The 26358-nt window shown below is 41.7% G+C and carries 26 protein-coding genes; 1 reads left to right on the top strand and 25 read right to left on the bottom strand.

The genetic code is table 11. From position 1 onward, the window contains the following. From Q8R38_03100 to Q8R38_03035, 14 genes are all read right to left on the bottom strand, one after another. Window positions 1–153: glycosyltransferase family 2 protein (locus Q8R38_03100; protein MDP3791014.1), on the bottom strand; the 153-nt coding region annotated here is incomplete at its 3' end. Next, a complete protein-coding gene (locus Q8R38_03095) occupies window positions 140–2542 on the bottom strand; it encodes a glycosyltransferase (GenBank protein MDP3791013.1) in 2403 nt (800 codons plus the stop codon). The genes Q8R38_03095 and Q8R38_03100, both read right to left, overlap by 14 nt. Further along, window positions 2526–3641, bottom strand: coding sequence for a glycosyltransferase family 4 protein (locus Q8R38_03090; GenBank protein MDP3791012.1), 1116 nt, complete (start codon window positions 3639–3641; stop codon window positions 2526–2528). Before Q8R38_03090 ends, Q8R38_03095 begins: the two co-directional genes overlap by 17 nt. Window positions 3642–3789: 148 nt before the next feature. Then, complete coding sequence (locus tag Q8R38_03085) at window positions 3790–4902, bottom strand: glycoside hydrolase family 99-like domain-containing protein (protein MDP3791011.1); 1113 nt, start codon at window positions 4900–4902, stop codon at window positions 3790–3792. Further along, window positions 4895–6208 (bottom strand): glycosyltransferase family 4 protein, encoded by a 1314-nt coding sequence (locus tag Q8R38_03080; GenBank protein MDP3791010.1) that lies wholly within the window; start codon window positions 6206–6208, stop codon window positions 4895–4897. The genes Q8R38_03085 and Q8R38_03080 overlap by 8 nt, the downstream gene beginning before the upstream one ends. Beyond that, the gene (locus Q8R38_03075) at window positions 6205–7095 is read right to left on the bottom strand and encodes a hypothetical protein (protein MDP3791009.1); all 891 of its coding nucleotides are present in this window, start codon (window positions 7093–7095) and stop codon (window positions 6205–6207) included. Before Q8R38_03075 ends, Q8R38_03080 begins: the two co-directional genes overlap by 4 nt. Then, window positions 7092–7925 carry a class I SAM-dependent methyltransferase gene (locus Q8R38_03070; GenBank protein MDP3791008.1) on the bottom strand — a complete coding sequence of 278 codons (834 nt, stop codon included), beginning with the start codon at window positions 7923–7925 and terminating at the stop codon, window positions 7092–7094. The genes Q8R38_03075 and Q8R38_03070 overlap by 4 nt, the downstream gene beginning before the upstream one ends. 16 nt (window positions 7926–7941) lie before the next feature. Next, on the bottom strand, window positions 7942–9444 hold the full coding sequence (locus tag Q8R38_03065; GenBank protein MDP3791007.1) for an MOP flippase family protein: 1503 nt from the start codon (window positions 9442–9444) through the stop codon (window positions 7942–7944). Continuing rightward, on the bottom strand, window positions 9444–10079 hold the full coding sequence (locus tag Q8R38_03060) for a hypothetical protein (protein ID MDP3791006.1): 636 nt from the start codon (window positions 10077–10079) through the stop codon (window positions 9444–9446). The genes Q8R38_03065 and Q8R38_03060 overlap by 1 nt, the downstream gene beginning before the upstream one ends. Further along, window positions 10009–11100 carry an SDR family oxidoreductase gene (locus Q8R38_03055; GenBank protein ID MDP3791005.1) on the bottom strand — a complete coding sequence of 364 codons (1092 nt, stop codon included), beginning with the start codon at window positions 11098–11100 and terminating at the stop codon, window positions 10009–10011. The genes Q8R38_03060 and Q8R38_03055 overlap by 71 nt, the downstream gene beginning before the upstream one ends. 26 nt (window positions 11101–11126) lie before the next feature. Beyond that, entirely contained in the window at window positions 11127–11990 is an 864-nt protein-coding gene (locus Q8R38_03050) for a CpsD/CapB family tyrosine-protein kinase (protein ID MDP3791004.1), read from the bottom strand. Beyond that, window positions 11978–12832 carry an AAA family ATPase gene (locus Q8R38_03045; GenBank protein ID MDP3791003.1) on the bottom strand — a complete coding sequence of 285 codons (855 nt, stop codon included), beginning with the start codon at window positions 12830–12832 and terminating at the stop codon, window positions 11978–11980. Before Q8R38_03045 ends, Q8R38_03050 begins: the two co-directional genes overlap by 13 nt. Window positions 12833–12851: 19 nt before the next feature. After that, window positions 12852–14162, bottom strand: coding sequence for a GNVR domain-containing protein (locus Q8R38_03040; GenBank protein MDP3791002.1), 1311 nt, complete (start codon window positions 14160–14162; stop codon window positions 12852–12854). Window positions 14163–14180: 18 nt separating this feature from the next. Further along, a complete protein-coding gene (locus Q8R38_03035) occupies window positions 14181–15167 on the bottom strand; it encodes a polysaccharide biosynthesis/export family protein (protein ID MDP3791001.1) in 987 nt (328 codons plus the stop codon). A 255-nt stretch (window positions 15168–15422) separates the two neighbouring features. Between Q8R38_03035 and rpoN the strand changes: the two genes are divergently transcribed. Further along, window positions 15423–16727 (top strand): RNA polymerase factor sigma-54, encoded by a 1305-nt coding sequence (rpoN, locus tag Q8R38_03030; protein MDP3791000.1) that lies wholly within the window; start codon window positions 15423–15425, stop codon window positions 16725–16727. Here rpoN and Q8R38_03025 read toward each other — a convergent pair. The 11 genes from Q8R38_03025 to Q8R38_02975 all read right to left on the bottom strand — a co-directional run bounded on the left by Q8R38_03025 (window position 16702) and on the right by Q8R38_02975 (window position 26120). Then, window positions 16702–17046: a hypothetical protein gene (locus Q8R38_03025; protein MDP3790999.1), complete on the bottom strand. Its 345-nt coding sequence runs from the start codon at window positions 17044–17046 to the stop codon at window positions 16702–16704. The genes rpoN and Q8R38_03025 overlap by 26 nt on opposite strands. Beyond that, window positions 17043–18281 carry a flippase gene (locus Q8R38_03020; GenBank protein MDP3790998.1) on the bottom strand — a complete coding sequence of 413 codons (1239 nt, stop codon included), beginning with the start codon at window positions 18279–18281 and terminating at the stop codon, window positions 17043–17045. Before Q8R38_03020 ends, Q8R38_03025 begins: the two co-directional genes overlap by 4 nt. After that, complete coding sequence (locus Q8R38_03015) at window positions 18281–19510, bottom strand: DUF748 domain-containing protein (GenBank protein MDP3790997.1); 1230 nt, start codon at window positions 19508–19510, stop codon at window positions 18281–18283. The genes Q8R38_03020 and Q8R38_03015 overlap by 1 nt, the downstream gene beginning before the upstream one ends. After that, on the bottom strand, window positions 19510–20430 hold the full coding sequence (locus Q8R38_03010) for a PAC2 family protein (protein MDP3790996.1): 921 nt from the start codon (window positions 20428–20430) through the stop codon (window positions 19510–19512). Before Q8R38_03010 ends, Q8R38_03015 begins: the two co-directional genes overlap by 1 nt. Before the next feature lie 97 nt (window positions 20431–20527). Next, a complete protein-coding gene (locus Q8R38_03005) occupies window positions 20528–21115 on the bottom strand; it encodes a thermonuclease family protein (GenBank protein ID MDP3790995.1) in 588 nt (195 codons plus the stop codon). Beyond that, window positions 21087–21770 (bottom strand): glycine zipper family protein, encoded by a 684-nt coding sequence (locus Q8R38_03000; GenBank protein MDP3790994.1) that lies wholly within the window; start codon window positions 21768–21770, stop codon window positions 21087–21089. Before Q8R38_03000 ends, Q8R38_03005 begins: the two co-directional genes overlap by 29 nt. A gap of 81 nt (window positions 21771–21851) precedes the next feature. Further along, a complete protein-coding gene (gene larA / locus Q8R38_02995) occupies window positions 21852–23108 on the bottom strand; it encodes a nickel-dependent lactate racemase (GenBank protein ID MDP3790993.1) in 1257 nt (418 codons plus the stop codon). A 7-nt stretch (window positions 23109–23115) separates the two neighbouring features. After that, a complete protein-coding gene (locus Q8R38_02990; protein ID MDP3790992.1) occupies window positions 23116–24567 on the bottom strand; it encodes an FAD-binding oxidoreductase in 1452 nt (483 codons plus the stop codon). After that, the gene (locus Q8R38_02985) at window positions 24545–25264 is read right to left on the bottom strand and encodes a hypothetical protein (protein ID MDP3790991.1); all 720 of its coding nucleotides are present in this window, start codon (window positions 25262–25264) and stop codon (window positions 24545–24547) included. Before Q8R38_02985 ends, Q8R38_02990 begins: the two co-directional genes overlap by 23 nt. 7 nt (window positions 25265–25271) lie before the next feature. Then, complete coding sequence (locus Q8R38_02980) at window positions 25272–25646, bottom strand: response regulator transcription factor (GenBank protein MDP3790990.1); 375 nt, start codon at window positions 25644–25646, stop codon at window positions 25272–25274. Window positions 25647–25748: 102 nt separating this feature from the next. Beyond that, on the bottom strand, window positions 25749–26120 hold the full coding sequence (locus tag Q8R38_02975; GenBank protein ID MDP3790989.1) for a hypothetical protein: 372 nt from the start codon (window positions 26118–26120) through the stop codon (window positions 25749–25751). Window positions 26121–26358: the final 238 nt, after the last annotated feature.

Below are 26358 nucleotides of genomic sequence, written 5' to 3'. Positions count from 1 at the left end.
CTCTTGCACTATTTTCGCCGTATTATCAGTGGAACCATCGTCCACAACGATGATCTCAAACACAGGATAAGTTTGACGCAGAGCCGATTCTATCGCTTCTGCGATATACTTCTCTGAATTATATGCTGGTATTATTACGCTAATCTTTTCCATCAAGCCATGCCTTTGCAAGTTTAGCTACCTCTGTTTCCAGATTAAAATATTTTTCGATCTTTTGCCTGCCCATCGCACCAAAAGCATTTCTCTTGTTTTCGTTATCCAGGAGCTCATTAAGATAATCGGCCAATTGTTCATCATCCCCGGGTGGTATCAAAAAGCCATTAACATTGTGGTCTACAAGCTCGGGTATCCCGTAGATATTACTTGAAATGACGGGTAGTCCCGACGCCATAGCCTCCATCGTAGTGACCCCCATCGTTTCATGTTTTGAGGGAAGAACATACACGCTTGCGCTATTATAAATACTCCGAACTTCTTCTAATTTTTTCGCACCTACCAACGATATACGATTATTCAGCCGATTGTCATTAATAAGCTTTTCCAAGCCCTGCCTCTCATCCCCTTCTCCTATGATCAAGCAATCAAAGTCATTTCTTTTCTGGCTTAAGCGCCCGCACGCTTTTATAAGCGTACCTAACGCCTTATCCGGATGAAGTCTGGCAACAGAAAGAACTATTTTTGTATATTTTTTATGTAAGCTATTCCTTGGAAAGTAGCTAAGATCAATACCAGAATGTATCACCTCTATCTTGCCGGGGATCGCGTCAAATTTCTCTATCAGATAACGTTTGTTATATTCAGAGATAGTAATAACTTTCTTGGCCTCATTGATCCTATCGCTTAGGTCATCAGGCGGGCCTTCATAAAGGTCATACCAGCCGTGGATAGTGAAAGTAAAATGCCTACATAATAATTTTGATATATACATCGCATAGCAGGAAGCGACTGCCGCAAAGTGCGAATGAATATGCGCAAATTTATATTTTCTTGCCATATCAGCGTAATAGCACGAAACCTTAAAGAACCATAGATGGCCTGTATATCTTCGTTTTAAGGCAAACCTTAAGGTCCTTGTATAATTGATCGGATGTAAAAACAGCATCTTTATATGGGAAATAATAAGGCTTGTACTTTTAACGCCGTGCGCATCTGGCAGATAGACTACTTTTGCCTTTAATTTACATGCAATTCCGTGCGGAGTAGAGTCCTCTCTCCTCCTGGCAAAAACAACAACTTCATATCCTCGACGCTCCAGCTCCAATATCTCGTTTAGAATAAACGTCTCGGAAACTGCAGGAAAAATGTCCAGGATATATAGGATGCTTTTGGTATTTTTATAACCCTTTAGGCTTCCGATAATATTTTCACTTAAGAATGATTTCAATAAAGTAAAGATGTTGATCGGCTTTAAGAGATAAGAGGGTCTCGATATGAAGGCTCTGAGAAAACTGCTTCTTGCCTCTTTCATATCCCTGGCAAAATAGAATATCCAACCGAGCGCCATATCCTTGGACGCCCTTATTGCTTTTTGTGACTCTATCGTCTTTCGCGCAAATAAGTAATCAAGCGCATTGTTAAAAATATTTTTGATATGATCCGCCTCCTTGTAAACCTCCTCATTTACACGATAGCCTCGAGGCATGATACAGTGCGCAAAATAAAAAAAGCTTTGATAGTCGCTATACCCTTCGGGATATACCTCCATGGCCCTGACAAGCCTTTGTAAGCCGTTTTCCATATCATTCTTTGCGAAATAGTGCCAGGCATGTTCATTATAAACCGAAAATAAGGCTCGTCCTTTTTTTCCCCGTAACTCGCCGGTATCAGCCTGCCCTGAGAAAGCCTTTTCGATAAACTTCAAATCGTTCTTCTCCATCTTTTCATGATTATCACAAATACTTGCTCCGTGCACCCTATATTTGACGAGATATTCCGGAACATAATCAAATTTGTAGCCTTTTCGGGCTACTCTTAAACAGAGATCCCAGTCTTCAGCGGCATGCAAGGATTCATCAAACAAGCCTGCAGAATTCAGCGCCTCCCTCTTAAATAGAAGGCTGGAGTTTGGGAATAAGCTGCCCTCCAAAAGATCGGCAGTAATATCTCCCCTTTTCTTAACTCTTCCTTTCTGAGGCAGCAGGATGCCTTCTTTGTTTATAAAATGATACCAGCAATATGCAGCACCTACATCCGGATTGCGATCAAGCAGACTGACTTGTGATGCGATCTTCTCATTAAGCAAAACATCATCTGCATCAAAAAAAGCAACGTAGGTGCCCGTTGAGATCTTAAATCCGGCATTTGATGCTGCCGCCTGCCCTTTATTTTGCTGATAGATATATTTGATCCTGTTGCCGTATTTGCGCAGAATCTCTTTTGTATTATCCGTGGACCCATCATCAACAACAATGAGCTCGACATTCGGATAGATTTGGGACAACACACTTTCAATGGCGCTACTTATATAAGCGCCACAATTATAGGTTGGAATTATTATAGAGACTAAGCAAGGTTCAATTTTTTTTTCAGTTAATGGTTTCATACCATGCTTTTTCCAGACTTTTTGAGATAACATCCCAATCATATTTATTAACTAAGTCATTTCCGTGTTGCGTAAGTTGATTACATAGTTTTTTGTCAAAAAAAACTCTTTTAATATTGTTAGCAAATTCTATCGGGGAGTCAGCTATCAATAAATGTTTACGATTTACAACATTTAGTCCTTCACAACCTATAGACGTCGTAACAACCGGCTTCCCCATTGACAGTGCTTCGAGAATTTTTAAACGAGTTCCTCCTCCGATTCTAATAGGAACAATATATACGGCACTCTTCGTAACGTAGGGCCTGACATCATCGACTGATCCGGTTACTGTTATAAAATCATTGGAAAGCATTTTAACTCTTTCGCTGGGGTTGGTTCCTACTATATATAGTTTAACTTTCGGAATATCTTTCCTCAACAAAGGTAATATCTCTTTGCAGAAAAATAACATTGCGTCTTCATTCGGATACCATTGCATGCTGCCGCAAAAAATAAGGCTAAGGGGCTCTATATCGCCTGCATGAGATTTATTAGCCCTGAAGTAGTCTATTTTTGTACCATTCGGCACAATGGAGATCTTTGCTTTCGGATAAATCGATAGTAGGTTTTCGGCATCTTTCTTCGACGTTACAATACAGTTATCGTATTGGTAGGCAACCTTTTTTTCATATGCAATCGTTTTCCTCCACTCTGTAAATTTAAAAATTTTCCATCGAGGCGATACAACCTGCTCATAAATTCTTTGTTCTAAAATCGAGTTAACGTCATGAAATGTTACGATTTTTCGAATCTCTTTTTTTATTTTACCCCTACCGGCAAACCACCACGCTAGCTCAGAACGCTCTATTTGGATAAGATCGAATACCGACAAGTCAATCCCCCCAAGAGCATCATGAAATGCAGCTATATACCAATGGGCGCCGTATACCCTTTCCGGCGGTTTGGTGATAATATTAAAAAATCTTGTTAGCCGCCTGTAATTACCCTCGCCTAATATTTTTTTCATCAGGCCGCCTCTTTTCCGTAGCCGCTCTACTGGTGGGGTTATCACTATTACTTTGCTGCATATTTTTTTTAATGCTTCGACCCGCGCCATATCGTGAGGCCAACATGTGGTCATCAAGCATATTTTATGCTTCTTGGCAAGTGCTTCGATTAGACAAAATTCGCGCATGGCTGACCCAGGACCTGGAAAATATGGAACCGAATCCGTTATAATTAAGATATTCATCTTGGGATATAGATCATGATCCATAAGCCGCGCACTTTATTTTTACCTTCTTAACTGCCTCTAAGTACCTTTTTCCATATTTTAAATCTGGCTCAAGATGATTTCCCTCTGCCCACTCATTCCATGCATTCAAAAATAGGATTTGCTTATCAGCTGGAAATTTTTCTATGGTTTTTTTAGACAAGTCATACAAAATTTTTTCAAATTTATCGGGCGTACTGTTGACAAAAATAGCTCCCATATCCCCGGCCCGTGGTGAATTATCCCAAGAAGGTATAATAGATCTGTAAATAGGCCCTTCCGCATCCCAAAGCATTTTTCTAACCGCATATTCATAATCATAAATATGTAAATAGCGCGACAATGAGCCATGTTTAATATTTTTGATTAATCGTTCAAGCTTTTTTTTAAAACAATTCTTATGAAAATAATCGAATATCCCTAATTCTGGAATATGCTGTAACGCAGCATCCATATCGTACCGAAGTAAATCTTCGATGTCCGCATAGCCGCCTGCATTTGAACCAATTAAATAAGGGTTTGGCATCCCCAGATGTTTAAATTCACGCCTCCAGGTTTCGATAGTTCTATTTAAATCCGGTAAATCAAGAGGTTTATAGATAACAAAAACGGGCCTGTTGCCTATTCTGAAATAGCGTTTGTCGGCCATGGCTATTGCAAGCCAACGCGCATGATTAACATCGTCTTCTTCGGAATATTCCTGTTTTATTAAAGTTCTTCTTTCTTTTACAATCCCATGCCACCGACCTTCCCAGGTTTCGTTTGCCCAAAAAAGACAGAAAGGAAAATCCGGTTTGCCATTTTTTAAAATTTCATCGACTGGTTTTTCAAGTACACGCCTTCCCTTGAACCAATAATGAAAATAGCAGAATCCGTCGATTCCATGGTCTTTTGCCATTCTTGCCTGTTCTTCGCGAACTTCCGGAACCCTCAGGTCATAAAAACCCAGATCGGACGGCAGACGAGGCTGGTAATGTCCTCTGAATAAGGGTTTTGCCTTTGTAACATTTCGCCATTCCGTAAAGCCTTTCCCCCACCATGTATCATTTTCAGGAATAGGGTGAAACTGCGGCAGATATATTGCAAGATATTTTAAATTATTCATGGCTCGTCTTAAAAACTTTTTTATACAATCTATACGGAAATGAGCTATAAATTTTATCATAAGAATTTATTCTGTCTCGGATAAATTTACGATTGGTCCCTATATCATTAAATAGTTCGATTATATCTTCCATCTGAAAAATTCTTTCCGCGCTTCTTTTTCGCTGTGTCTTTACTGCTTTTTTAAATAAACTCACATAATTATTCCCAAATATATCCATATTAAAGATGGCTTTGGTTCGCCTGCAACCTGCCTGACCCATTCTTTTAGCAATATCTTTATTATTAAGAAGGAAGATTATTCTATCCGCCATCTTCTTATAGTCTTTAACCGGAACTACGTATCCATTTACCCCATCCACCACAGCCTCTGATGGACCACCAGAATCTGTCACTACCATAGGCTTTGCCGCACCCATTGCCTCCAGGAGAACGACTCCAAATGGTTCGCTTGTTGACGACAATGCAAAGACTGCAGATTGATTGATCAGTTTTTCAATATCATTACGAAATCCGCATAGCTCGAAGATGCTCTCCAATTTCAATGCCTTCCGCTCCCTTAGTAGTTTTTTGTAATAGTCGCCATCGCTTACACTGCCAGCAATCTTAAACCTAACGCTTGGGATTCTATCATGAACCAGTTTCGCCGCTTTTAATAATGTAAAAAAGTCTTTTCTGGGACTAATATATCCGGCTGAAAAAACTATATTTTCATCTTCTACTTTTAGCTTATTTTCTTGCACCCCTTCATTTGTTTCCATCGCGCTATAAACAACCCTCATATTATCCGGCTTATAGCCTAAAGTATTTTTAAATTCCGCCATAACAGCATTTGCGCAAACGACTACATAATCAGATAGTCTAATCACTGAAGAATAGAGTGATCTTAGGCTTAAAAATGGCTTCAGGGATGGATCGGAGCTCAACATTTCAGCTATTCGCCATATATGTGGCACGCCGGTCATCTTGGCTGCCATGGCTCCATCAGGCACTACAATAGTATTCGTCATGACTAAATCTATATCATTGGATTTTATGATATCGGATATTTTTTCTATTCTTTCCTTAATGCCATCGCATACGTTAAAAAGACAAATCATGGGATCTTCATTATTCGCTACCCACCATTTTAATTTAGCTATATGAATCTTTATCCCCAAAGCCTTGACTTTCTCCACCATGGGCCCATCGCTTGAAAATAAACAATGGCATTCAAATTCATTTTTGGGGAGCCATTTTAATAGCTGCCAAAGCTCTTTTTCAGCTCCACCCATAAGACTACTGTGTGAAATGAATAAAACTTTCATGCCAGCGCCAGCATCTTTTCAAAGTTCTCCGCCAGCTTTTTTAAAGCAACAAAATAATCCCAGAAGGCAATGTGATTTGGCGGGCCGAACGGTGTAGCGTTTACATCAAATATATACAACCTTTTATCATTTGAATCTCTCGCCGCATCCAATTCTCCATAATCTAAACCTATCTTATTGCAAAACAAAAGTATTTTATTTTTTTCTTCATTTGAAATCACCATCTTTACTTCAGTGACTTTTACCTTTAAATTATTATTGCCAAATCTATCATGCATCGGTCTACGCTTTAGATAAACAAACGGGATACTGTTATAAAAAATAGGCAGGCGGATATCTTCAACAAATCCTTCATCAGTACTATTATTGACTAATTTCTGATACACAAATTCATCTTCGACTACATCTATGGGGCATTCGATTATTTTTCCATCATGCTTAGCGTTGAGATTTGATTTTTTTACACATTTTCCGCTAAAAATAAGCGGATCTATGCCGATATTATAGCCAAAAACTTCGTTAAAAACCTCCATGACTTTTCTCTTGCTAATATTATTACAAAGGATATTAACAACCTTTGTTTTATTTGACAAAGAAACAAGGCTTTCATAACGAGTTCTATAAGTTGCGTCTTCCCAGTTAAATGTCGAATTATATTTATCATTAAAACTATTAGTTCTCTTATACCCTAATAAATAGCAGATTTTTGTTATCACGAATGATGCATGGGGTTTACTGGGATAAAACAGGATTCTCTTGTCGCTAAGTCTGTTTATAATTCGCTTTACCATAAATTTAAAATCGAAAGCGAGAATCAGGAAAGGCTTATTCTCGCTAAGAAATTTTATAAGAAATATACATTTTTTTATAAATGCCTTTGGCATCATGTCTTAACCTTCTCTATTTTAGGCACTCGACTTACATATAATGATGTCATATTCCAGAAATAATAACGTGTTTTTTTAAGAAATGACTTTAAGCCGGTTGCTTTTCTATAAACATGCCTGCTGCCTACAGCTTCTACCAGGCCAGCATAATCAAGTGTTTGCTGCCACAGCTTTCCAAGAGATAAAAATGTATGGGGTAAGTGGCAGGGATGGTCACCATTTTCATCGTTCGGGCAGTTTATTATTCCGATAACGCCATTGTCGGTTAAGTGTTTAACCAAGCCAGAAAGAGTTTTTATCGGATTGGATATATGCTCTAACACATCAAAACAAATTATAATGTCATATTTTTCTTTTAGGTTGAGCGCTTCTCCCGTAATCGGAACAAAGCATGCGTTAATATTACGTTTTTTAAACCTATATTCCGCGAACTTCGCGGTCTTTCCGGGAATATCCGCAAAAGAGACCTGGTGTCCTTTCTCTGAAAATTTTATTGCATCCGATCCTACCCCGGATCCAAAATCCAAAACCTTGGGGTGACTACTAGCGGGATAGTTTTTTAATAAAAATGCTATTACTGCGCCGTGAAACTCCAGGCGCTCCTTACTAGCGTTAGCTTTTGTAAGCTCAAACACGTAAAGGGGATTATCGTTATAAAACTGCACTATCTCTGTGTGAGTCATGGGATTCATCCTATGCCATCTCCTTGCAAGCTCCATCGAGCTATAATTGATTATCCTCTCTTTACATGAAGCAAAATCCAATCCCATAAACTCCGCGACCTCTTCAATGTCTTCTTTTTTAAGGTATATTGGATTTAAATTGCCCACTGTCTATCCTTTGCTATTATGGATTTACGCTGCAACGCTGCCGCCTGAAAATGGCCAGGATCTTATCTTTAAAACTATCAGCAATGATGCGCTTGAGCTCTGTAAAAATGTATGAATTAAAAAGTTTCAGTATTAAGAGATACAAACTAACCCCGAGGAGAACAGATGTTAATAGCAGAAAAAATTCGTTTTTAAAGAAAACTGAAAAAACGCTCCTATAAGCCATGATCGCCAATCCCATAATAATAGAATCACGAATCGGCAGAAAAATAGATGTGAGCAACTCGGCTATTCGATAATTTAGCAGTGGCTTCAAAAGTATAAAAAATATACTTATTGACAGGATACGATGCAGGACCATCGCAACCGCAATGCCCATCAATCCAAACCTCAATCCCAAGAAGATAAGCGGGAGCAATATAGCAAGAAGCGCGAGATCAGCCTTAAGCTCGATCTCCGGTCTGCCCTTACTGCAGAATACCGAACCGACAGTAGCAACAATAGAGTCTATCATGCCGACTACAAATAATACCCGTATAGGATTTATTATCCCTACCCATTTAGCTCCCAAAACCACCTTTACAAATTCCGGGGTAACGCAAGCCATTCCTATCAACGCAGGAAACGTAATAGCTGCAATGGTCTTAAGGACATTGAAATATGCCGCTTTTAATCTAACGGTGTCTTCCTGCATATGAGAAAGTATTGGAAACATGACCCCCGACAATATCATTGTTGTGAGCCTGCTTGGGAAATATATGATGTTCATTGACATGTTGAATATACCCACTGAAGCAATATTTAAAAATTTTCCTATTACGGCAGTGCTCACGCTTCCGCCGCACGAAGAAAGAATGTTTGTACACATCACGTTAAGACCAAAACTGAAAAATTGATTGAATCTATCTCTATTAAATACGAATCTGGGTCTCCAACTCGAAAGGAGCCATGCCATTACCAAACTCGTCAACACGTAGGCCAACCGACCGTATACCAAACTCCACACTCCAAATCCTCCAGCGGCCATTCCAACAGATATAGTTCCTGATATGATCACTGAGATAACTTCCAGAAACGCAATTTTTTTAAACTGTAATCTTTTTGTAAATAATGCGTTTTGGACTATCCTTAGGCTGCCGAGAAAATAGATCAGCGAAAGAACCTGGATAATAGGCCGTAAATTATCATTATCAAAAAATGAAGCTGCGGGCCAGGATAAAAAGAATACGCCAACTGTTAAAAGAAGACCTACAAATATGTTTGTCCAGAATGCAGAAGAAAGATACGACTCATCTATATCTTTTTTTTGAATGATTGCTGAAGATATCCCAAGCTGGCTTACATGATTCGCTATAAGCAAAAAGACGCCTGCGAGGCCAACTAATCCGAATTCTGCAGGAGAAAGCAACCTCGCTAAAATAAACGTAGTTATAAACTGAACCCCCTGCGCTCCAAACCTGGCGGCGGTGGTCCATTTTATTCCGGAAATGAAATCTTTTTTTAAACTTTTGTCCACCATTATTTCACCGCAGGTTGTCTCGTTAAAAAGCTATGATGCTCCATTAGTCCACTAATAATTGTTATCACCCCAAGTATTTCAAATGATTCCTCCATAAAAACCTCCACTTGAAATAACTGTTTTAATCTATCAAAATCTAAAAAATTATTTGTTGATTCGAGAAAGAAGGCCCCGAACACATAAACAACGGCCCCAAGAGACAATAGCCATATAGCTTTGGCTGAACCTTTTAAGTAGCCTCTTAATTTAATAGCAAATATTAGTATAATGATAAGAAGGCCGGGACCAAACAGCATTGACCAGTTCGCCTTGATGGAAAAGTGCCTATCCAGGGCTAAGCCTACATTTTCATGAATCATTGCTACTTCATCGCACGACATCCCCAGCAACCCGAGCGCAAACAGCCGCCACGCCCATCTTCCTTTATTAACAGCAACCGAGCACTTATACGCATATAAGGCCGCTATGGCCAATATTAATCCGGAGAACCATGTCTGAAAGTTTGACTCTGTATCCAGATTTATAAAACGCGTAATCTGCCAATACGGCCTGCCGGTTAAATCATTAATTACATTCGCTATAATTATGATGCAACTTATTACAACCAGCCATGTTAACAGCCTTTTTCTTTCCACCGGCTTCCTTTCTTTCGTCTCGAAGAATTTTAAAAGACCTCGCCGTCCTTTCAAGCCCTTCTTTAAAGTTTATCTTTGGCACAAAACCGAGTACGGACTTGATCTTAGAGTTATCAGCGCACGTGCGAAATACATCACCTTGGCGAATCGGCCCTAAAACAGGCTTGATGGATTTATTCATTATCACATTCAGCGTATCCACCAGATTCAGGATAGTATTGTCGGAGCCACAGGCTACGTTGAATACCTCGCAGAAGGTTTTTGAGATTGCCTCGTCGCCCCTTCGGGGCTCATCGCAATGACGAGTAGCGGCGAGAATATTGGCCTCAACTACATTATCCACGTATGTAAAGTCCCGCGACTGCTTTCCAGTGCCGTGGATCGGAGGATTTTTATCGTCCAATATACAGTTAGCGAATTTAGGTATAACAATGGCATATTCGTCATCTGCCGACTGTCTTGGACCAAAAACATTGAAATACCGAAGCCCTACCGTCTCGAGCCCAAAGTTAATACTAAAGATGCTCGCGTAATGTTCATCTACCAGTTTCGTCAGCGCGTAAGGCGATATCGGATTGCAGGGGTCAGTCTCTTTTTGCGGGAACGAAGTGGCATCGCCATAGACCGAGCTGGATGAGGCATAGACAACTCTTTTTACCTTATTCTTAAGCGCCGCTTCGAGGATATTCACGAAACCGTCAATGTTAACCGCATTATATTCGTGCGGCATGGTCATTGACCTGGGCACGCTTCGCAGCGCGGCCTGGTGAAGAACGTAGTCGATGTCTTTAGTAGCCTGCGAGCAAGCGTTATAGTCTCTGATATCTCCTTCGATTAATTCAAAGTTGTTTTGAGATTGCTTCGTCGCCCCTTCGGGGCTCATCGCAATGACGAAGCTAAGATTATCCCGCTTGCCACTGGAGAAATTGTCGAGGACACGGACGTAGTGGCCTTCTTTGAGCAATCTTTCTACTATATGTGAACCGATAAAACCGGCTCCGCCGGTTACAAGAAATCGCATTTTATTATTCCCTCCGTCTTTTTTGACTATTCTTTTGCGCTGACGACTAACTCTTCGGAATTTTCCTTCTGCTCAACATTCTCTTTTTCATAATAAGCGCTATAACCGCTATATTCATTCACATAGCGATAGAGATAATGAGGCAGATGACATTCCACACTGGTCATTATATAGCCAAGCAGTTTTACTCTTGCCTGAGCCAGGCGGTGCTCCACGGTCTTTATCATTTCACGCTGGGTCTTGCCTGCCTTTATGACCAGTATCGTTCCATCCGCAACCGAGCCTAATAGACATGGATCGGCCAGCGGCATTACGGGGGGAGAATCTATGAATATATAATCGAACCTTGCTTTTAAGCTGGCCAAAAGGCTTGTCATCTTCTTTGAAGAAATAAGCTCAGCCGGATTCTTGGGGACCTTGCCCTGTGGTATTATGGTCAGGTTCTTTATGTTCGGACTGACAAATGTTTCGTTAGGATCGATTTCGCCTCTCAATATCTCTGCCAGGCCTGGACTGCTATTGAGACCCATATACTTAGCAACCTTGCCTTTACGCATATCAGCGTCTATCAAAAGGACTGATTTATCATTAAGATCATGTGCCATGGTCATGGCCAGGTTAATAGAGGTAACGGTCTTTCCCTCTCCATTAACAGAACTTGTTATAACAAAAGTCTTGTAATCGCCCTTCGCTCTTAAAGACTGTATATTTGAGCGAATTATCTTATACTGCTCTCCTACCGGAGACGCGGAATCATGAAATGCGACTATATTAGGTTTTATCTTTGTATTCTCAACCTGCTTTACTACATACTGGATTTCCGGCTTTTTTTGTATCCTGGCAACTCTCTCATCAGCTACTTTCTTTAATGCGTCTGTTATGCGGCCCATGAAACCTCCTTATTATATTCAAAACTTTGTCTAACTGTATATTGAAGCAGGTCTTTAATAGCATCGCGCGCGATATCAACGGTTATGTGCCTGGAATCGCCTACAAGACCGCTTATCAGGGCATTGTGACAGGCAAGATTTATCAACCGCGGCACACCTTTGGAGAATTTAAATATTTCATCAATAGCCCCTTCGGTAAATATGTCGGCACTTAAATTTCCGGCTGTTTTAAGGCGGTGCTTTATATATTCTGAAGCCTCTTCATAACCTAACGGTTCAATATGATAGTGAAAAACCACTCTCTGCCTGAACTGTTCCAGTCTGGGCAGCGCCAGTTTCTTCTTCAGCTCCGGCTGGCCCATCAATACTATCTGAACCAGCTTTTCTCTTTCTGTCTCCAGATTAGACAGCATCCTAACTTCTTCAAGAACAGACGGCGTTAGGTTCTGCGCTTCATCAATAACAAGCACCACATTTATATCTTTCGAGGCCTGCTCAATAAGGTATTTATTGAGGGCTGAAAGGATGTGTGTTTTAGATGTGGACTTATACTCTATCTCCAAATCTTCAAGGACAGTCGTCAGGAGTTCTTTTTTCCCCAAATGCGTATTAAGAACAAGCGCCACTTTTGTACTCTGGTCTAACCTGTTTAACAAAGTCCTGCATACGGTCGTCTTGCCTGAGCCTATCTCACCCGTTATGACAACGAATCCATTTCTTTCGCTTATAGCGAGAAGAAGGCAATTCAGCGCCTCTTCGTGCTTCGAGCTTGCGAAGAAGAATTTAGAATCGGGCGTCAGGTTAAACGGCCTATCTGTAAAGCCGTAATATTTTTCATACATATATCGATGCTCCTTTTAGTTAACCAAGGAAGACATTGAAGATTATAATGACAAGCAACGCCACTCCCGCTGCGGCGGATATCGCGGTCATCCTGACATTATGCATCTTCTGTATCTTCAAATCTTCCTGCGTTATTATCTTTGATATTGCGCCGAATATGGGAAGTTCCAGCGCATTCCTGGCTTCGTCAATACCCAGGAATGAATGATCAAACAATTCTGCTAAAAATACCAGGCCCACACCTGCGCCGGTGCCCATGATAAGCCCCAGGAATAGAAGCATCATTTTATTGGGCTTGGACGGCCTTAAAGGTAATCTGGCAGGATCCAGTATAGTGTAGCGAGTGCCTTCCTTTGATGCCTCGAGGCGCTGCGTTATCTTAGCTGTTTCAAGGCGAGTCAAGAGCTCGTTATACAATTTCTGCGTGACCCCCTGATCCTGCGCCTCCGATTTGTCTAATTTATCAAGAAGGAGAAGCTTATACAGCTTTTCATTGGATGGCGACGCGACCTTAGCCCTGTTTGAACCGGTATCAGTGGCATCGAGCGACTGGGTCGCAATCTCCCCTTTAAGCCTTGTTAATTCCTCCTTGAGTGCCTTATCCTCCGGAGCGGCTGAACCTAAGAAAGCCGGATCCACATTGTAGTTACCCTTATCCAGGTCTTTCTGCGCCGCTGACATCTTCTTCTTCAGTTCAATTACCATCGGATGCTTATCAGTTGAATCTACAAGTAATTTTTTTAGTTGTTCGTCCATGTTCGCAATTTCAGACTGCTTGATCTTCTTCTGATACAGGGCAACCTGATCATTTATAAAGTCTATGGCGTTTTCCGCCTCCTTGGACTGCAGCCGCATATTTTCTGAAATAAATATGTCTACTGTGGTCTTAACTATCTTTTGTGCCTCCGCAGGATTTTTGCCCTCATAGCCTATGGTTATCAAATTTTGTCCGCGTATGGCCACTTTGATGCTTCTCCTGAGTTTTTTTACCAGACCTTCAAACTCCCACTGATTTTTAATATCCTTATCGAGTTGCAGGGCTTTTATCAATTGCATTACCCTGTCCCAGCCGAGTATCTGCTCACGCAACATGCTAAGACGCTGTGCCACACTTGTTGAAACGGCAATACCCTGAATGAGCGGATTTATTACCTTGCCCTCTTCTACTAATATAAGAGCAGACGCTTCATACATTTTAGGAAGGGTATTTCCGAATATCATCCCGCCGACCAAGCCTATGAATACCGGAATTATTATCAGCCACTTACGCCTGAATACGATATTCAGATAATCAACCGGTTTTAATTGAGCTATGTTTTTGTGATCCATTTGATCTTCTCCTTTATATTATAGACCTACTGCCACCATGCTGGCGCCGGCCGCGGCCGAACCTGCCGCCTGACTGACGGTATTCGTTACCGGCGTTATAATTTTCACTACTTTCGCGATAACAGTAGAAGGTACATACAAAATATCACCCGGCTTCATCTGACGATTGTGCTTCAGATTACCGCCATACAATATTTCATAGATATTAACGTAAGATGTTTTGCTTCTGCCTTTTTCATTTGGAGAGATCAAGCGACATCTCCTTGTAGCCGAAGCTTGATTCGGCAGGCCTGCCGCAATTATAGCGTCGAGCACTGTTACGGAATCCCCATTCATATAAAATTTGCCCGGCCTATTCACCTCACCTATAACATAGTAGACCTTGCTTAAATATTGGGCTATCTGTACGTTGACTTCCGGCTCTATAATATATTCCGAGAGTATCCCGACCAATTTTTCCTGAAATTGCGCCTTTGTCAGGCCTTCAACCTCAACATCACCTATAAATTTATATTCTATCTTGCCTTCAGAATTTATAGTATATTTACCGCTAAACTCAGGATGTCGCCTAACATCTATTTCAATAACATCGTCCGGACCCAAGGTATACTTACTCGACAGAACTGGCTTGCCAACGGCAGGCAGTTTTGCAAGATCAACATTAACGGTATTGCTCGTTTCGGTAATAGCGCCCGATTGAGCAGCGCCACCCTGCGCATAAGCATAGCCGCATAATATAGGTAAGGACAATGATGCGCCCAAAACAAGAATGGCAATAATTGTGGCCTTTGTAAGATCCATAACCTTTACACCTCCTTCAGCGTATTCGTAACTACTTTCGTAGAACTTCCTTATGTCTTCCATATCTTCTTTAAGGTAGAACCGCCAGCCGCGCCAATCGCGCCTGGAGCGCCGGATCTTGCCGGTCTTCTCCCACCTCATTATCGTACGTGGTGTAACCCCGATATACTTCGCCGCTTCTGTGATGGTTAATCGCCCATTCATTCGTGAATCCTCCATATTTTAGATAAGTATAATTACATTCCTATTATTTGCCTTCGCTTCAAATCTGCCTGTCTATGAAACACTATGACAGCCATGTACTTTGTAGTATAAGCATTATCCGTGCCAGAATTTCCGTGATGGAATTGGCATATATTGCCCATATAGGTGTGTATTTTAGTGGACATGTGTTGAGTTAAGAACTTGTAAGAAAAAAGTTGCTTTTTATAATCTTAATGCTATAATCTCAATATTATTATGAAAAACAAGCTATCGCAGCATCAAAGATTTCTGCAGAAGATGTCTCTGACGCCACAGATGAGGCAATCTCTCAATATACTGGGTATGTCAGTAAGTGATTTGGCAGAATATATCGATTTTGCGGTCACGCAAAACCCATTCCTGAAAAAATTAATAGACGAAAAAAGATCTTTTGATAAATACCGGGGTGAGATCTCCCAGATTCCCGATAAGACCATTAAACAGGATGAGGACCCACGCCATGCCCTCCTATCTCAGATAAAGATGTCCGGACTTACAGATAATATGCTGGAGATAGCCGAATACCTTATATATGAGATGGATGACAATGGCTACATAACTATAGACCTGGAAGAAGCGGCCGAAGACCTGGGAGTTGATTGTGAGGAAGTATCCGAGTGCCTCTGTCTAATACAGGAAATGGAGCCTGCCGGGATAGGCGCAAAAGACATCAAGGAATGCCTTCAATTGCAATTAAAGAGAAAGGGTAAAGGAAATTCCCTTGAATGGCGCATAGTCGGCTCATTCTTAAGCGAAGTGGCGCAGGAAAATATAGAAAAGATAGCCAAAGAGCTTAAGGTTGACAGGGCAAAAGTAAAAGAGGCTGTAAGTTCGATAAAAAAATTGAACCCAAGGCCCGCGAGCACTATTCTTGCCAAAGAGAGTAAAAATGTTATCCCTGAATTAATGGCTAAAGTTGACGAAAAAAAAGTGCGTCTTGAGTTAAATAGGGGCTCTATACCCGGACTTAAACTATACAATCCTTACGCAAACGATTTCGACATAATAAAGGACCCCCAGGCGAGAAAGTTCATGCAGGAAAATATAAATGCCGCAAAGGGACTTATAGATAACCTAAAACGGCGCGAAGATACGATGTGCAAGGTCGCGGATTACATCCTGAATTTCCAGAGGGATGCCATCTACAGGGATATCCACCATATAAGAAGCCTGACTATAAAAGAGGTCGCCCATGCGACCAATTTTCACCCTTCCACCATAAGCAGGGTCGTCTCAAATAAATATATACAGTTAAATGATGATGTTGTGCCCCTGAAAAGCCTATTGAGTCACGGTATAAAACATGTCGACGGACAACTGCACTCAAAAACGTCGATTAAAAAAACTATCGAGACATTGATAAAACGCGAGGATCCATCACGCCCTGCAAACGATGGCGAAATACACCAGGTGTTAAAAAAGGTCGCGGGGATAAATATCAGCAGGCGTACGGTGGCAAAATACAGGGCCTCTATGCGTATATTGCCTGCCCATCTTAGAAAGAAAGTGTCAAAGGCTTAAGGATGCCGATCTTTTCGAGGATAATAATTATTATAGTATAAATTATTACGGTGAGCAGCAGGGCTTCTAAAGCTTTGAGCCTGCTGCCCTTTTCCTTCATTATGCTTTTTCCGCTAAAAAACATCATAAGCATGCCGATGCCATTACTTATCCAATAAAATATCAGCACCAGATGTAAAAAATCCAATTTTATAAACTTTATCACAAGCGTAGCGCAAAGATACGATATAGGTATATTTACAAATATATCATTCCAGGAAGTAAGCGGGGATAGCATCCAGCCTATAAAGAATACGATATTGCGCGTAAACTGCCTCATCTCCTAAGATACTCCATCGGCTTGACGCCTACATGCCTGTTATATACCCACAATATCCATGTTATCGCGACGGCCTCGGCAACTAAATACGATATTGAGGCGCCTACCATGCCATATCTGGGCATAAGCACCAGATTCAATACCACGCTTATCACAGCGCTCGCTAATACCTGTTTTGAGACGGCCTTTTCGAATCCGGCGGCAATAAGGCCGGTTGAATGAGGCAGATTGAATAGCACAAAAATAAGGGCGACAGCCATGATCTTGAGCGGCGGCCCGGCGGGAAGATATTCATCTCCCAGCATAAAAGATATTATATCATTACTGAACAGGATCAGCGGTATAACTACAAATATCGCTAAAAACAGAGATATCTTCAGGAATTTATGCGTAGCGCTTTTAAATTGCTTCAGGTCCTTGGCAAGAAATGTCGATGAGAGCCTCGGAAGAAGCGCGTTTGCCAAAAATACTATAAGTAGTATCGCCCCGCCTATGGCCCTGCGGGCTATTGTAAAAAATCCCACCTCTTCCGGACTTTTAAAAAGCCCCAGGAGCACTATATCGAAGCCGTTATATACCTGGGCAAATATAGCTATTGACCAGATTATAATGGAGCTGGACAGATAAACTTTTATCTGTTTTAAGTAGCTGGTCTTGAGTTTCGGTCTGTATCTGAAATAGATAAGGAATAATACCGGTATAAGGAACGCGACCAGTGAGTATATAAGAGCGCTCTTCAATAACCCGTCGGGACCTTTTACAAAAAAATAGACAAGAAGGAACTGCATCATCGTGGTAGCGGCAAATGATACAAAGACCATGTGCATCTTTTCCAGTCCCTGAAACGCCCAGTCACATGAAAGAGCTGCCACAAATAATAACAGAGCCACCTCTATCATCAATATCCTGAAATGAGCGGATCCGGATGCCATAAATGTCGAAACAACCACTATCACAAAAAGCGCGCTTGCCAATAATAGCTTGAAAGACACAATCTCCGATACGTATTCGGAAGCCCTGGACCTATTCTTAGCTATCTCTCTTATTCCATATGTTGAGAGACCTAAGTCCACAAAATTAAGCATATAGAATATGAAGGAATGCGCGTATGATATAGACCCGAAGGCTTCGGCCTTTAAGGTCCTGGCGAGATAAATGAATAGAGCGACACTAAAAAAACTGCCTACTATATTGGCAGTTCCCATCCATATAAAGTTCTTTTCCAGTCTTTCCATTATTTTTTCTTCAGAAGCTGCCTTACCATATCGATGGCTTCTTTCGCTTTGTCCACTTGGCCGCCGGCACCGGACTGTTGATTCGAAACCTGGTCAATAGCGTAAGATGTTATTTTGTCTATAGCCATAGAAGTCAGCGCTCTTTTCGATATCGGCCCCAGATAAGGTGTGGGATGGGCCATGTCACCTTTAAGTTTAAAATCGAATACTATTTCACCTGAAGGAGATGTAAAGTAGCTCAATAGCTCGGGCACCGTCGTCCCCCACATCTGGGAATTTTCATAACCCGGCTTTACCATAAATGCCAGGTTCGACAAATGTACCTCATTTGTCGAACCTACTTCGCCGTTATTAAGATCGAATATAAGCGTTCCCGAGAACCTGCCTCTCTTGAATACAAACGGTGAAAGACTGTCATAATAAGGCTGAAAAGTTAATAGGTTAAGCCCGGAAACCTCAAACCTGTTAGACATGGTAATTTTCTGGGCATTGGGATCCAGTGATCCAACCCATTGCATCTTCTCCCTTTCATAGCCATTTAATAGGCCTGAAAGAGTAAAGGACAGGCTTGTTATTCTTGAATAGTCCCCTCCAAAGCCAATCGATATTTGACCATTGATCGACCCTATTGCTATTACGTAGGGAGTTTCATACGGTACCCTGTCAATAAACATGAGCTTAGATCCTTTTATATCAAAAGATGTCGGCAGCTTTATAAGGTCCGAAAGCTTTTTATTCATAAGGCCTGTTGCTTCCTTTAATGTCTGGGATGCGTTCGGCCCTTCAGAATACGGCTTATCCTGCGCTGAATTCACTTGTTTGTCTTCTTTGGGGGGAAAGCTCTGTATGAAACTCTCCATTTCTACCGCATTGACCCTGCCGTCAGAAAGCCTCTCTATCCTTATATCGGCGCCATTTAACAATACATCGCTTATTTCAAGGCCTGTGGGCATGCCTTTGCCAAGGATGCTGTATTTACAACTCGTCTCTTTTATATTTATCAGAAAATTCGAGGAAAATTCCGGAGGATTCAATATCCTGAAATTACTCAAAGAAACTTTATTATTGGTAAAATCAAAATTTATTTTGTCTATCTTTATGTATTCGGGAAGGTTTTCTCGGATGATCTTTTCGGCGTAATGCCGAACTATGGCGTATCTGTATATGTATAAAGCGGCGGCGGCTATTATTACTATTAAAAGGAGGACTATGATTATTTTTTTAATCATTATTGGTTATTTTTGAATAGATCAAGAAATCTGTCCTCATATGATTTGTATAGGTCCCACCTGTCGAGTTCATTCTTAAGCGTAGTGGCCTTAGCCCTATCCTGCTTTGCCTCAATAAAAAGTTTCTCAATCTTTTCCATTATGTATCCGGGGATCTTCTTTTCGTGCGAACGTTGTTCGCGCGGCTCTTCCTCCGCGGTAAAGACATCCTTGACCTTGTCTTCGATCAAAGACATTCTCTCTTCCATATCCTTCACATAATCATGCAGCTCATTCAGGTCTATCTGCATCCCAAGCATCCTCGATAAAACCTCTATTATAGCGCTTGACGCTTTTGGATTCGGAAGGCTTATGGCATATTGCGGCATCGTCGCCAACAAACAGATCGCTTCAATATTTTTCTTCGCGGCAAACCCCAGCAAAAGGCCGTTTAATCCCGATATGTGGCCGCCTTCCATAAGCTTTACACCAGACTTCGTTACGATATCGCGCAGGCTTTCCTTGTTTACAACTCCATACACATCGGGATTGTCTTTATACCCTATAGGAAGAGGCAGCGCCGCGCCTGTATATATTCTTCTTACTTTAAGATCCCGCGCAACATCCAACACCTTATTAAGCATGCTCAAACCTTCTGTCCCCGCCATCTGCACTTCGCCTTCGAATATTACGATATCAGGATTCTTGCTGTAGTAGAATGTGCTCAGAGGCGGCTTAGGCAGTTTTGAAACACCTTCCTGGACCTCAACCGCGTCAAGTACAGACATCGGATCTATCTTTATCTCGGCAAATTTAACGGCTTTAAGCTTGCGCCTAAGATAGTCGATCATGCCCAATGCGACGCTTCCCATGCCGGGCCAGGCCGCAAGCATTATCGGGTTAGACAGATCTATCTTTCTATAAACTCTGTATTCTTCCATACTGCACTATCAACTTTCTTATAGCCATGTGGGGACAGTATTTCGCCTGAACCAGTAGCCGGCTCATATTTATTATTATACGCTATAAATGCCTTATTTAGAATAATTCTTTACCTGTATTCTCTTTCCACAACCCCCTGCCGTTTTCCATGGCAGACTTCTGCAGCTTAAAAAACATATCCGAATATTTTACATTCGGCGGTATTGTCATGGCTTGTGCATAACCTTCTTCTATTATCTTCGCGTTAACAAATGTGCCGTCTTCAAGATACACATACGCTAATAGCCTTTTATATTTATCATATCTTTGGAGATCATACTCAAGTCTTAAGCGCTTGTTTTGGGTAAGTCTTCTGGTAAAGGACTCTGCCTCTTTACCCATTTTGATAATAACTTCCATATCTTTACGGCTTCTCTTGGAATCGCGTTCAAGCTTGTTATTATATCGGGATTCCGGAGTATCTATACCTATAAGGCGAACATGTTCGCCCGTTGAAAGCTTCAGAGTATCACCGTCTATAGCCTTTGTGACATAGGCTATAGAAGTATCCTTTACCGGCGCGGCGAGATTGTCTTTTGGCAGGTACCTTATTCCAAAATACAATAACCCCACAATAAGCAGGGCTATTATATTGAATATGTATTTGAATTCTTTTTTAGTAATAGATCTCTTCTTCTGAAACAACTTTTCCGGTATCGTCGTATTTTCTGATAACCTTTTTACGGCTGCCGGGCGCTTCGCCCGCATCTTCCTCGGTAGTGGGGGTAGTATAAACCTTCTGCCTGGACTGGGGCGCCGGTTGTGAGGCCGGCCTTCTATATACCCTTTTTGGTTGGGACGGAGTTGTTATAGCATCTAAAAGCGCGCCGCCTATAACACCTGTGCCCGCGCCGATAAGAGCGCCGGTGCCCGCGTTACCGCCGGATACTCCAGACGCTATGGCCCCTGTGCCCGCGCCTAAAAGGCCCTGTTTAAGCACCTTTGACGTGCTCGACTCCTGTGGGGGCTCTTCATAATAGACTTCTTCATCGCCGTAATAATCCTCATCGTCATAGTATTGCGCTTGTTGCGCAGGCGCTCTGCGGGTAGATCTTGCCGGAGGAGCGGTCATCATATCTAAAAGCGCGCCGCCTATAACACCTGTGCCCGCGCCGATAAGAGCGCCGGTGCCCGCGTTACCGCCGGATGCCCCAGATGCTATGGCCCCCGTTCCTGCCCCTAAAAGGCCCTGCTTCAAGATATTTCTGGTAGCGTCATCGTCCTGACTATATGCGGACGACGATATAAGGGCCGTAGACAACAAAACTGTGATAATTGTAGCTATATACTTGATCTTCATTGAAATATTCCTCCTTGCCTGCCGATAGGCATGCTGATTTCATACAATGATAGTATATATTACATCAAAGGGCGGACAAATTCAAGAAAAAATTGCCCTCGCTATTGTGGCAAGCGCATGCGGTATTACATATATTTTTGAATTTTTACCGATAATATCTTCCGCCGCTTTTACAGCTTGCTCTATGCTTCTATAAAATTTAAACGGCAGGCCTTCCATGAAATCTTTGCCCAAAGTCGTCACAAACATTACCTTGTGATTCATCATGGCTTTAGCGACCATATAAGCCCTATGCTCTCCTGCAATACAGCCTTCAGTCCTTATATGGCTTATAAAACTCTCGGGGGATGTAATTTTCTTTAATTCGTCATAGAATCTCTTTTCGGATGGGCTTTGACCTATACCATCTCTCAGTTGTGCGGCCACTATGACCACACCGCCCTTTCTTACAACGGGTGAATCTACGCTCAAGACATAATTAAGCGCTCTCGAGGCCTGGTATAAATTAATATCTTTGGGGTAGCCCACGCCGCATATCGCAATATCGCAAGTTTTTGTTACGCTGACCTCGAATACCCTTCTGGCGAAATCTATGCTTTTTTCAAATACATCTTTTACCGGTCCGCAGAATACCTTTAGCGCTTTACCGTCCTGATTATTAACCGTATTTATCGAAAAGATCGGCGGTATGTTTTTTAGCGCATCCCATAGCGTCTCCTGAAATTTATTTTCTTTAACGGAACCTATGTTTGTGGCAGGGTCGTCCAAAAATTTTATACTATGCGTGGCATTTATCGTTGCCTCACCCGCAAGCCCTATAGCGATCGTTTTCGCTCCGCCGGAATAACCCGCGTATAGATGCGGTTCTATTACGCCTATCGATATTATAAAATCATAATTCAATATCGCCTTATCCAGCGTAATAGGAACGTCGTATTTATTCCGTCCGAGATCCATAACTGAATTTTCACTTGGGTCATGGTGTAATATTTTGTGGTGCTTTACAATAGGAGCGCCTAAAAGCCTTTGAAGTTGTTCGGGCGTATGTCGCTTGTGTAACCCCGTAGCTATCATTATATCTATAGACCTGCCTGGAGTGGAAAGCTTCTCCATGAGTATGGGCAACATCTCTTTTAAATGAGCGCTTCTTGTAGCGTCGGGAACCACGACAAGAACCCTCTTCTTGCGAAAAGGCAGGTCGCTGCGCCTCAAGCTCCTAATAAGAAGCTTTCTTATGTTCTTGCGCTCAAATTCATCGTTCTGCAATACGCCCAGAACTCTGTCGTCGGGCAGAATTAATCCTATAGAACTATTTCCATACGGAAGATTTATTTTCATAGCGGGCTCATGCTTCTTTCAGTACCTCTTTTGGAAATATGTTATCCAATCCTAATATGCAATTTGGGTCGAACACTTTTTTTACTCTCGCCATCTCCAATATACCCTGCCTGCCATACATTATTTCCAAATACTTGTGCCGTGTTTTACCTATACCGTGCTCCGCGGATACTGTGCCACCCAGTGATACGCCCTTCCTCGCAAACTCAAGGCAGATTTTCTCCGACCTTTCTCTTTCTTCATCATTTTTTGGAAGCAAATTCACATGTAAATGGCACTCGCCTATGTGGCCGAATATAATATGCCCTACATTCTCTTTTTTTAATGTAGCTGTGTAAAAATCCGTCATCTTGGCAAAATTTTTTTCCGGAACAGCTATATCCGTGCTCAACTTCCTAAAACCGTTTCTTCTGACTATCTCATTTACTGATTCGGGTATAGAGTGCCGCAATTGATTAAACTTTTCAGCCCCCTCTTCTGTCATCGCCACCCAGGTATCATCGGCCGACGCATTGTGTTTTGAAATAAGTTTCAGCCAAGCATCGACTGCCCTGCCTTCATCATTCTGCGTTACTTCTTGTTCAAAAAATATAGCGGCGTTTGCGCCCGATGGAACGCTATTACTCCTTAGTCGCAATAAATTAAGAGCATTTTCGTCTAAATATTCTATAGATAACGCGTCTACGCCGGCTTTATTTTGGCTTCGCGACAGCCTTCTTGCCTCAGATGCAAAATTCCATGAGTCCGCATTCTTGTCAAAAAATGCGAAGGAGCTTAAGATCTTCATGGGAATCTTAAGAAGGGCCAGGTCCATCTCGGTTATTATGGATAACGTCCCCTCTTGCCCTATAAATAGATCTATTAGATCCGCACCCTCCCCGATAAAGTATCCGGCCGAGTTCTTTATATCGGGGATCTTATAGGTGGGCAATGGTATCTTAGAATCTTTCTTTGTAAGGAACTTTTCGCCACGGCTTATCTCAAATATCTGTCCGTCCGCCAATACCATCTTAATATGTTTTACATAACGCCTGGTAGGGCCGTATTTAAAAGAGCGCGCTCCGGATGCGTTGGTCGCGACCGTGCCTCCTAAAAACGCTCCTCTTTCGGTAGGATGGCATGCGTAAAACAGGCCTCTTTTTTCGCATTCTGCCTTAAAATGCTCTACACTGCAACCGGCTTCTACCCTCGCGATGAGCTTGTTGTCGGATATCTCCAGCACCTCATTGAATTTTTCCAGCGACACCACTATGCCGCCGAAAGGTATCCTGGATCCGGTAGTTCCGGTACCGCCGCCCGACACCGTTACAGGAACGCGTTTAATATTAGCGTCTTTTATCAGCTTTGATAACGCATTTATATCCTCGGGAAAAGCTACGCTGTCGGCGTACCCGCCCTTCAGGTTGGAGCTATCCTCAAAATACGACTTTATGGCGTCACGGTCTTTTTTGATTAGCATTTATCAGATTCTTTATCGCTTCGACACTTTTTGACATCACATCCTTTACCTGGTTCTGCAACGGAGTAAGGTCGAAGCCTATTATAGTTAACGGACTGGTCTTTACAAGGGATCTGGATACTATAAGGCTTACCAGCTCATAAGGGTTTGTTATATTTTCATATTTTTCATCAACTCTGGCCTCGAATTCCGTAACCGCGGGATATGGCGCCTTTGTATAATCCTTATATATTACTTTTCCGCCTTTAAGGTGAAGTCTATCTATTCTTATACCGGGCATAGCGCCGTTTGGTTTTTCGCACTTACCGATATCTTCCAGCGCCTTCACTATCTTAAGACTATTGAGATTATTTTTACCGCCCTTATCTTTTATTACATTGACGAGCCCCACATCAAATACCATATCTTTTATGCGGATCTCTTTTCTAAAGCCTGAGGTAATGTCATAATTTACATATAGGTGGTTTATATTGGCCATAACCTCTTCGGGGAAAGATGGCGGATTGTGAATTACCATCCTTTTGACCCTTATAGAAGTATTAAATATACCGACATCTATAGAATCTGCTGTGATCTTAAGTCCGCTTAATGTTTCGACAGTCTTTTCAAGAATGGCTTTTACTATAAAATCTTTGGCTAATAGTGCGGCGGATACAGCTAATACTATGACGAAAAGCAGGATTAATTTTCGATTCAATTTTATTTTAAACTTTCAGTATTTCTCTTATGCGTTTTACTAATTTCTCTATATCTATGGGCTTGATAAAGTAGTCCGAAACACCGGCCTTATACGCTTCCTTTATACTATGATCATCTGATACGGCCGATACGGCAATGATAGGTATGTTTACGGTAGCGGAGTTTTTCTTTATGGCGGAACATGCCTGCATCCCATTTATGCCCGGCATCCTTATGTCCATCAAAATCATATCGGGTTTTTTACCCGCAAGTTCGAGGCCAGCCTCAATAGCGCTGGTAGCAGTCGCGACTTCAAACCCTCTTACCTCAAGCGCGTCTTTTATTAAAGATAAGTAACCTTCCTCATCGTCTACAAGAAGTATCTTTTTATCTAATCCCATATTATGTAAGTATATACAGAAATAGCCCGTTTTGCAAGATTAATTACAATAAAAAGGCCGTGGGTAATTGCTTATCCACGGCCTTGTATACAAAAATATCTGTTATTTTTTGATGAAGCCTATAGCTTCGTGTATTTGCTTGTCTTCCCACGCCTTCTTAAAATTAGCTTCACCTATACTGACTTTGGAAGTTTTTAAAGGCGGTTGAACGGCTGCCATCTGGCATGTCCCCATGTTTAAATTAGCCTGACCTGGCGTCTTCACGCTGAATAAGAATCCTATGGCTACCAATAAAACAATGGCTACTGCCTTAGCGGCTGAGTGATCGTAAAAACGTATCTGCCTGGTTGCATACTTCATATCTATGCCCGACATTATGTTTCCCGACAGATAGTCGCCTACTATTTCCATCGCCTCGTCCTTGTTCTCGGCCGGGGATGTTATCTCTATTCTGGTCTTAAATTTTCTGGACATGCTATCTCCTATTTCATACTTCTAACTAAATAGAAGTATAGCATCCGGTAGAAACAGAGACAAGATAAATAACTAACTATTTTAAGTCTTAACTATGGTGTATTGTTTCCCACTCGTGGTGACTGGAATCGAAGTTTTTAGTTGTGTTTTTTAGTCGTTTATAATAATAGTGTATAATTGCAGTTGATTGGAGGTGCTGATATGAATGATAGCGGTGTAGTCTATAGTTTACGAAAGA

Source organism: Candidatus Omnitrophota bacterium (assembly GCA_030695905.1).
GTDB lineage: Bacteria > Omnitrophota > Gorgyraeia > 2-01-FULL-45-10 > 2-01-FULL-45-10 > CAZHPY01.
Note: the sequence above shows the minus strand (reverse complement) of the source record. Positions and strands in the feature narration are given on the sequence as shown.

Excerpts from the sequence above, each read along its gene's own strand:
- Q8R38_03055 (MDP3791005.1), bottom strand. The coding sequence starts at position 11,100 with ATGCGATTTCTTGTAACCGGCGGAGCCGGTTTTATCGGTTCACATATA.
- Q8R38_03080 (MDP3791010.1), bottom strand. The coding sequence starts at position 6,208 with ATGAAAGTTTTATTCATTTCACACAGTAGTCTTATGGGTGGAGCTGAA.
- Q8R38_03000 (MDP3790994.1), bottom strand. The coding sequence starts at position 21,770 with ATGAAGATCAAGTATATAGCTACAATTATCACAGTTTTGTTGTCTACG.
- Q8R38_03015 (MDP3790997.1), bottom strand. The coding sequence starts at position 19,510 with ATGATTAAAAAAATAATCATAGTCCTCCTTTTAATAGTAATAATAGCC.
- rpoN (MDP3791000.1), top strand. The coding sequence starts at position 15,423 with ATGAAAAACAAGCTATCGCAGCATCAAAGATTTCTGCAGAAGATGTCT.
- Q8R38_03035 (MDP3791001.1), bottom strand. The coding sequence starts at position 15,167 with ATGAATGGGCGATTAACCATCACAGAAGCGGCGAAGTATATCGGGGTT.
- Q8R38_03045 (MDP3791003.1), bottom strand. The coding sequence starts at position 12,832 with ATGTATGAAAAATATTACGGCTTTACAGATAGGCCGTTTAACCTGACG.
- Q8R38_02975 (MDP3790989.1), bottom strand. The coding sequence starts at position 26,120 with ATGTCCAGAAAATTTAAGACCAGAATAGAGATAACATCCCCGGCCGAG.
- Q8R38_03025 (MDP3790999.1), bottom strand. The coding sequence starts at position 17,046 with ATGAGGCAGTTTACGCGCAATATCGTATTCTTTATAGGCTGGATGCTA.
- Q8R38_03085 (MDP3791011.1), bottom strand. The coding sequence starts at position 4,902 with ATGAATAATTTAAAATATCTTGCAATATATCTGCCGCAGTTTCACCCT.
- Q8R38_03020 (MDP3790998.1), bottom strand. The coding sequence starts at position 18,281 with ATGGAAAGACTGGAAAAGAACTTTATATGGATGGGAACTGCCAATATA.
- Q8R38_03040 (MDP3791002.1), bottom strand. The coding sequence starts at position 14,162 with ATGGATCACAAAAACATAGCTCAATTAAAACCGGTTGATTATCTGAAT.
- Q8R38_02980 (MDP3790990.1), bottom strand. The coding sequence starts at position 25,646 with ATGGGATTAGATAAAAAGATACTTCTTGTAGACGATGAGGAAGGTTAC.
- larA (MDP3790993.1), bottom strand. The coding sequence starts at position 23,108 with ATGAAAATAAATCTTCCGTATGGAAATAGTTCTATAGGATTAATTCTG.
- Q8R38_03050 (MDP3791004.1), bottom strand. The coding sequence starts at position 11,990 with ATGGGCCGCATAACAGACGCATTAAAGAAAGTAGCTGATGAGAGAGTT.
- Q8R38_03065 (MDP3791007.1), bottom strand. The coding sequence starts at position 9,444 with ATGGTGGACAAAAGTTTAAAAAAAGATTTCATTTCCGGAATAAAATGG.
- Q8R38_03090 (MDP3791012.1), bottom strand. The coding sequence starts at position 3,641 with ATGGCGCGGGTCGAAGCATTAAAAAAAATATGCAGCAAAGTAATAGTG.
- Q8R38_03095 (MDP3791013.1), bottom strand. The coding sequence starts at position 2,542 with ATGAAACCATTAACTGAAAAAAAAATTGAACCTTGCTTAGTCTCTATA.
- Q8R38_02990 (MDP3790992.1), bottom strand. The coding sequence starts at position 24,567 with ATGCTAATCAAAAAAGACCGTGACGCCATAAAGTCGTATTTTGAGGAT.
- Q8R38_03010 (MDP3790996.1), bottom strand. The coding sequence starts at position 20,430 with ATGGAAGAATACAGAGTTTATAGAAAGATAGATCTGTCTAACCCGATA.
- Q8R38_03075 (MDP3791009.1), bottom strand. The coding sequence starts at position 7,095 with ATGATGCCAAAGGCATTTATAAAAAAATGTATATTTCTTATAAAATTT.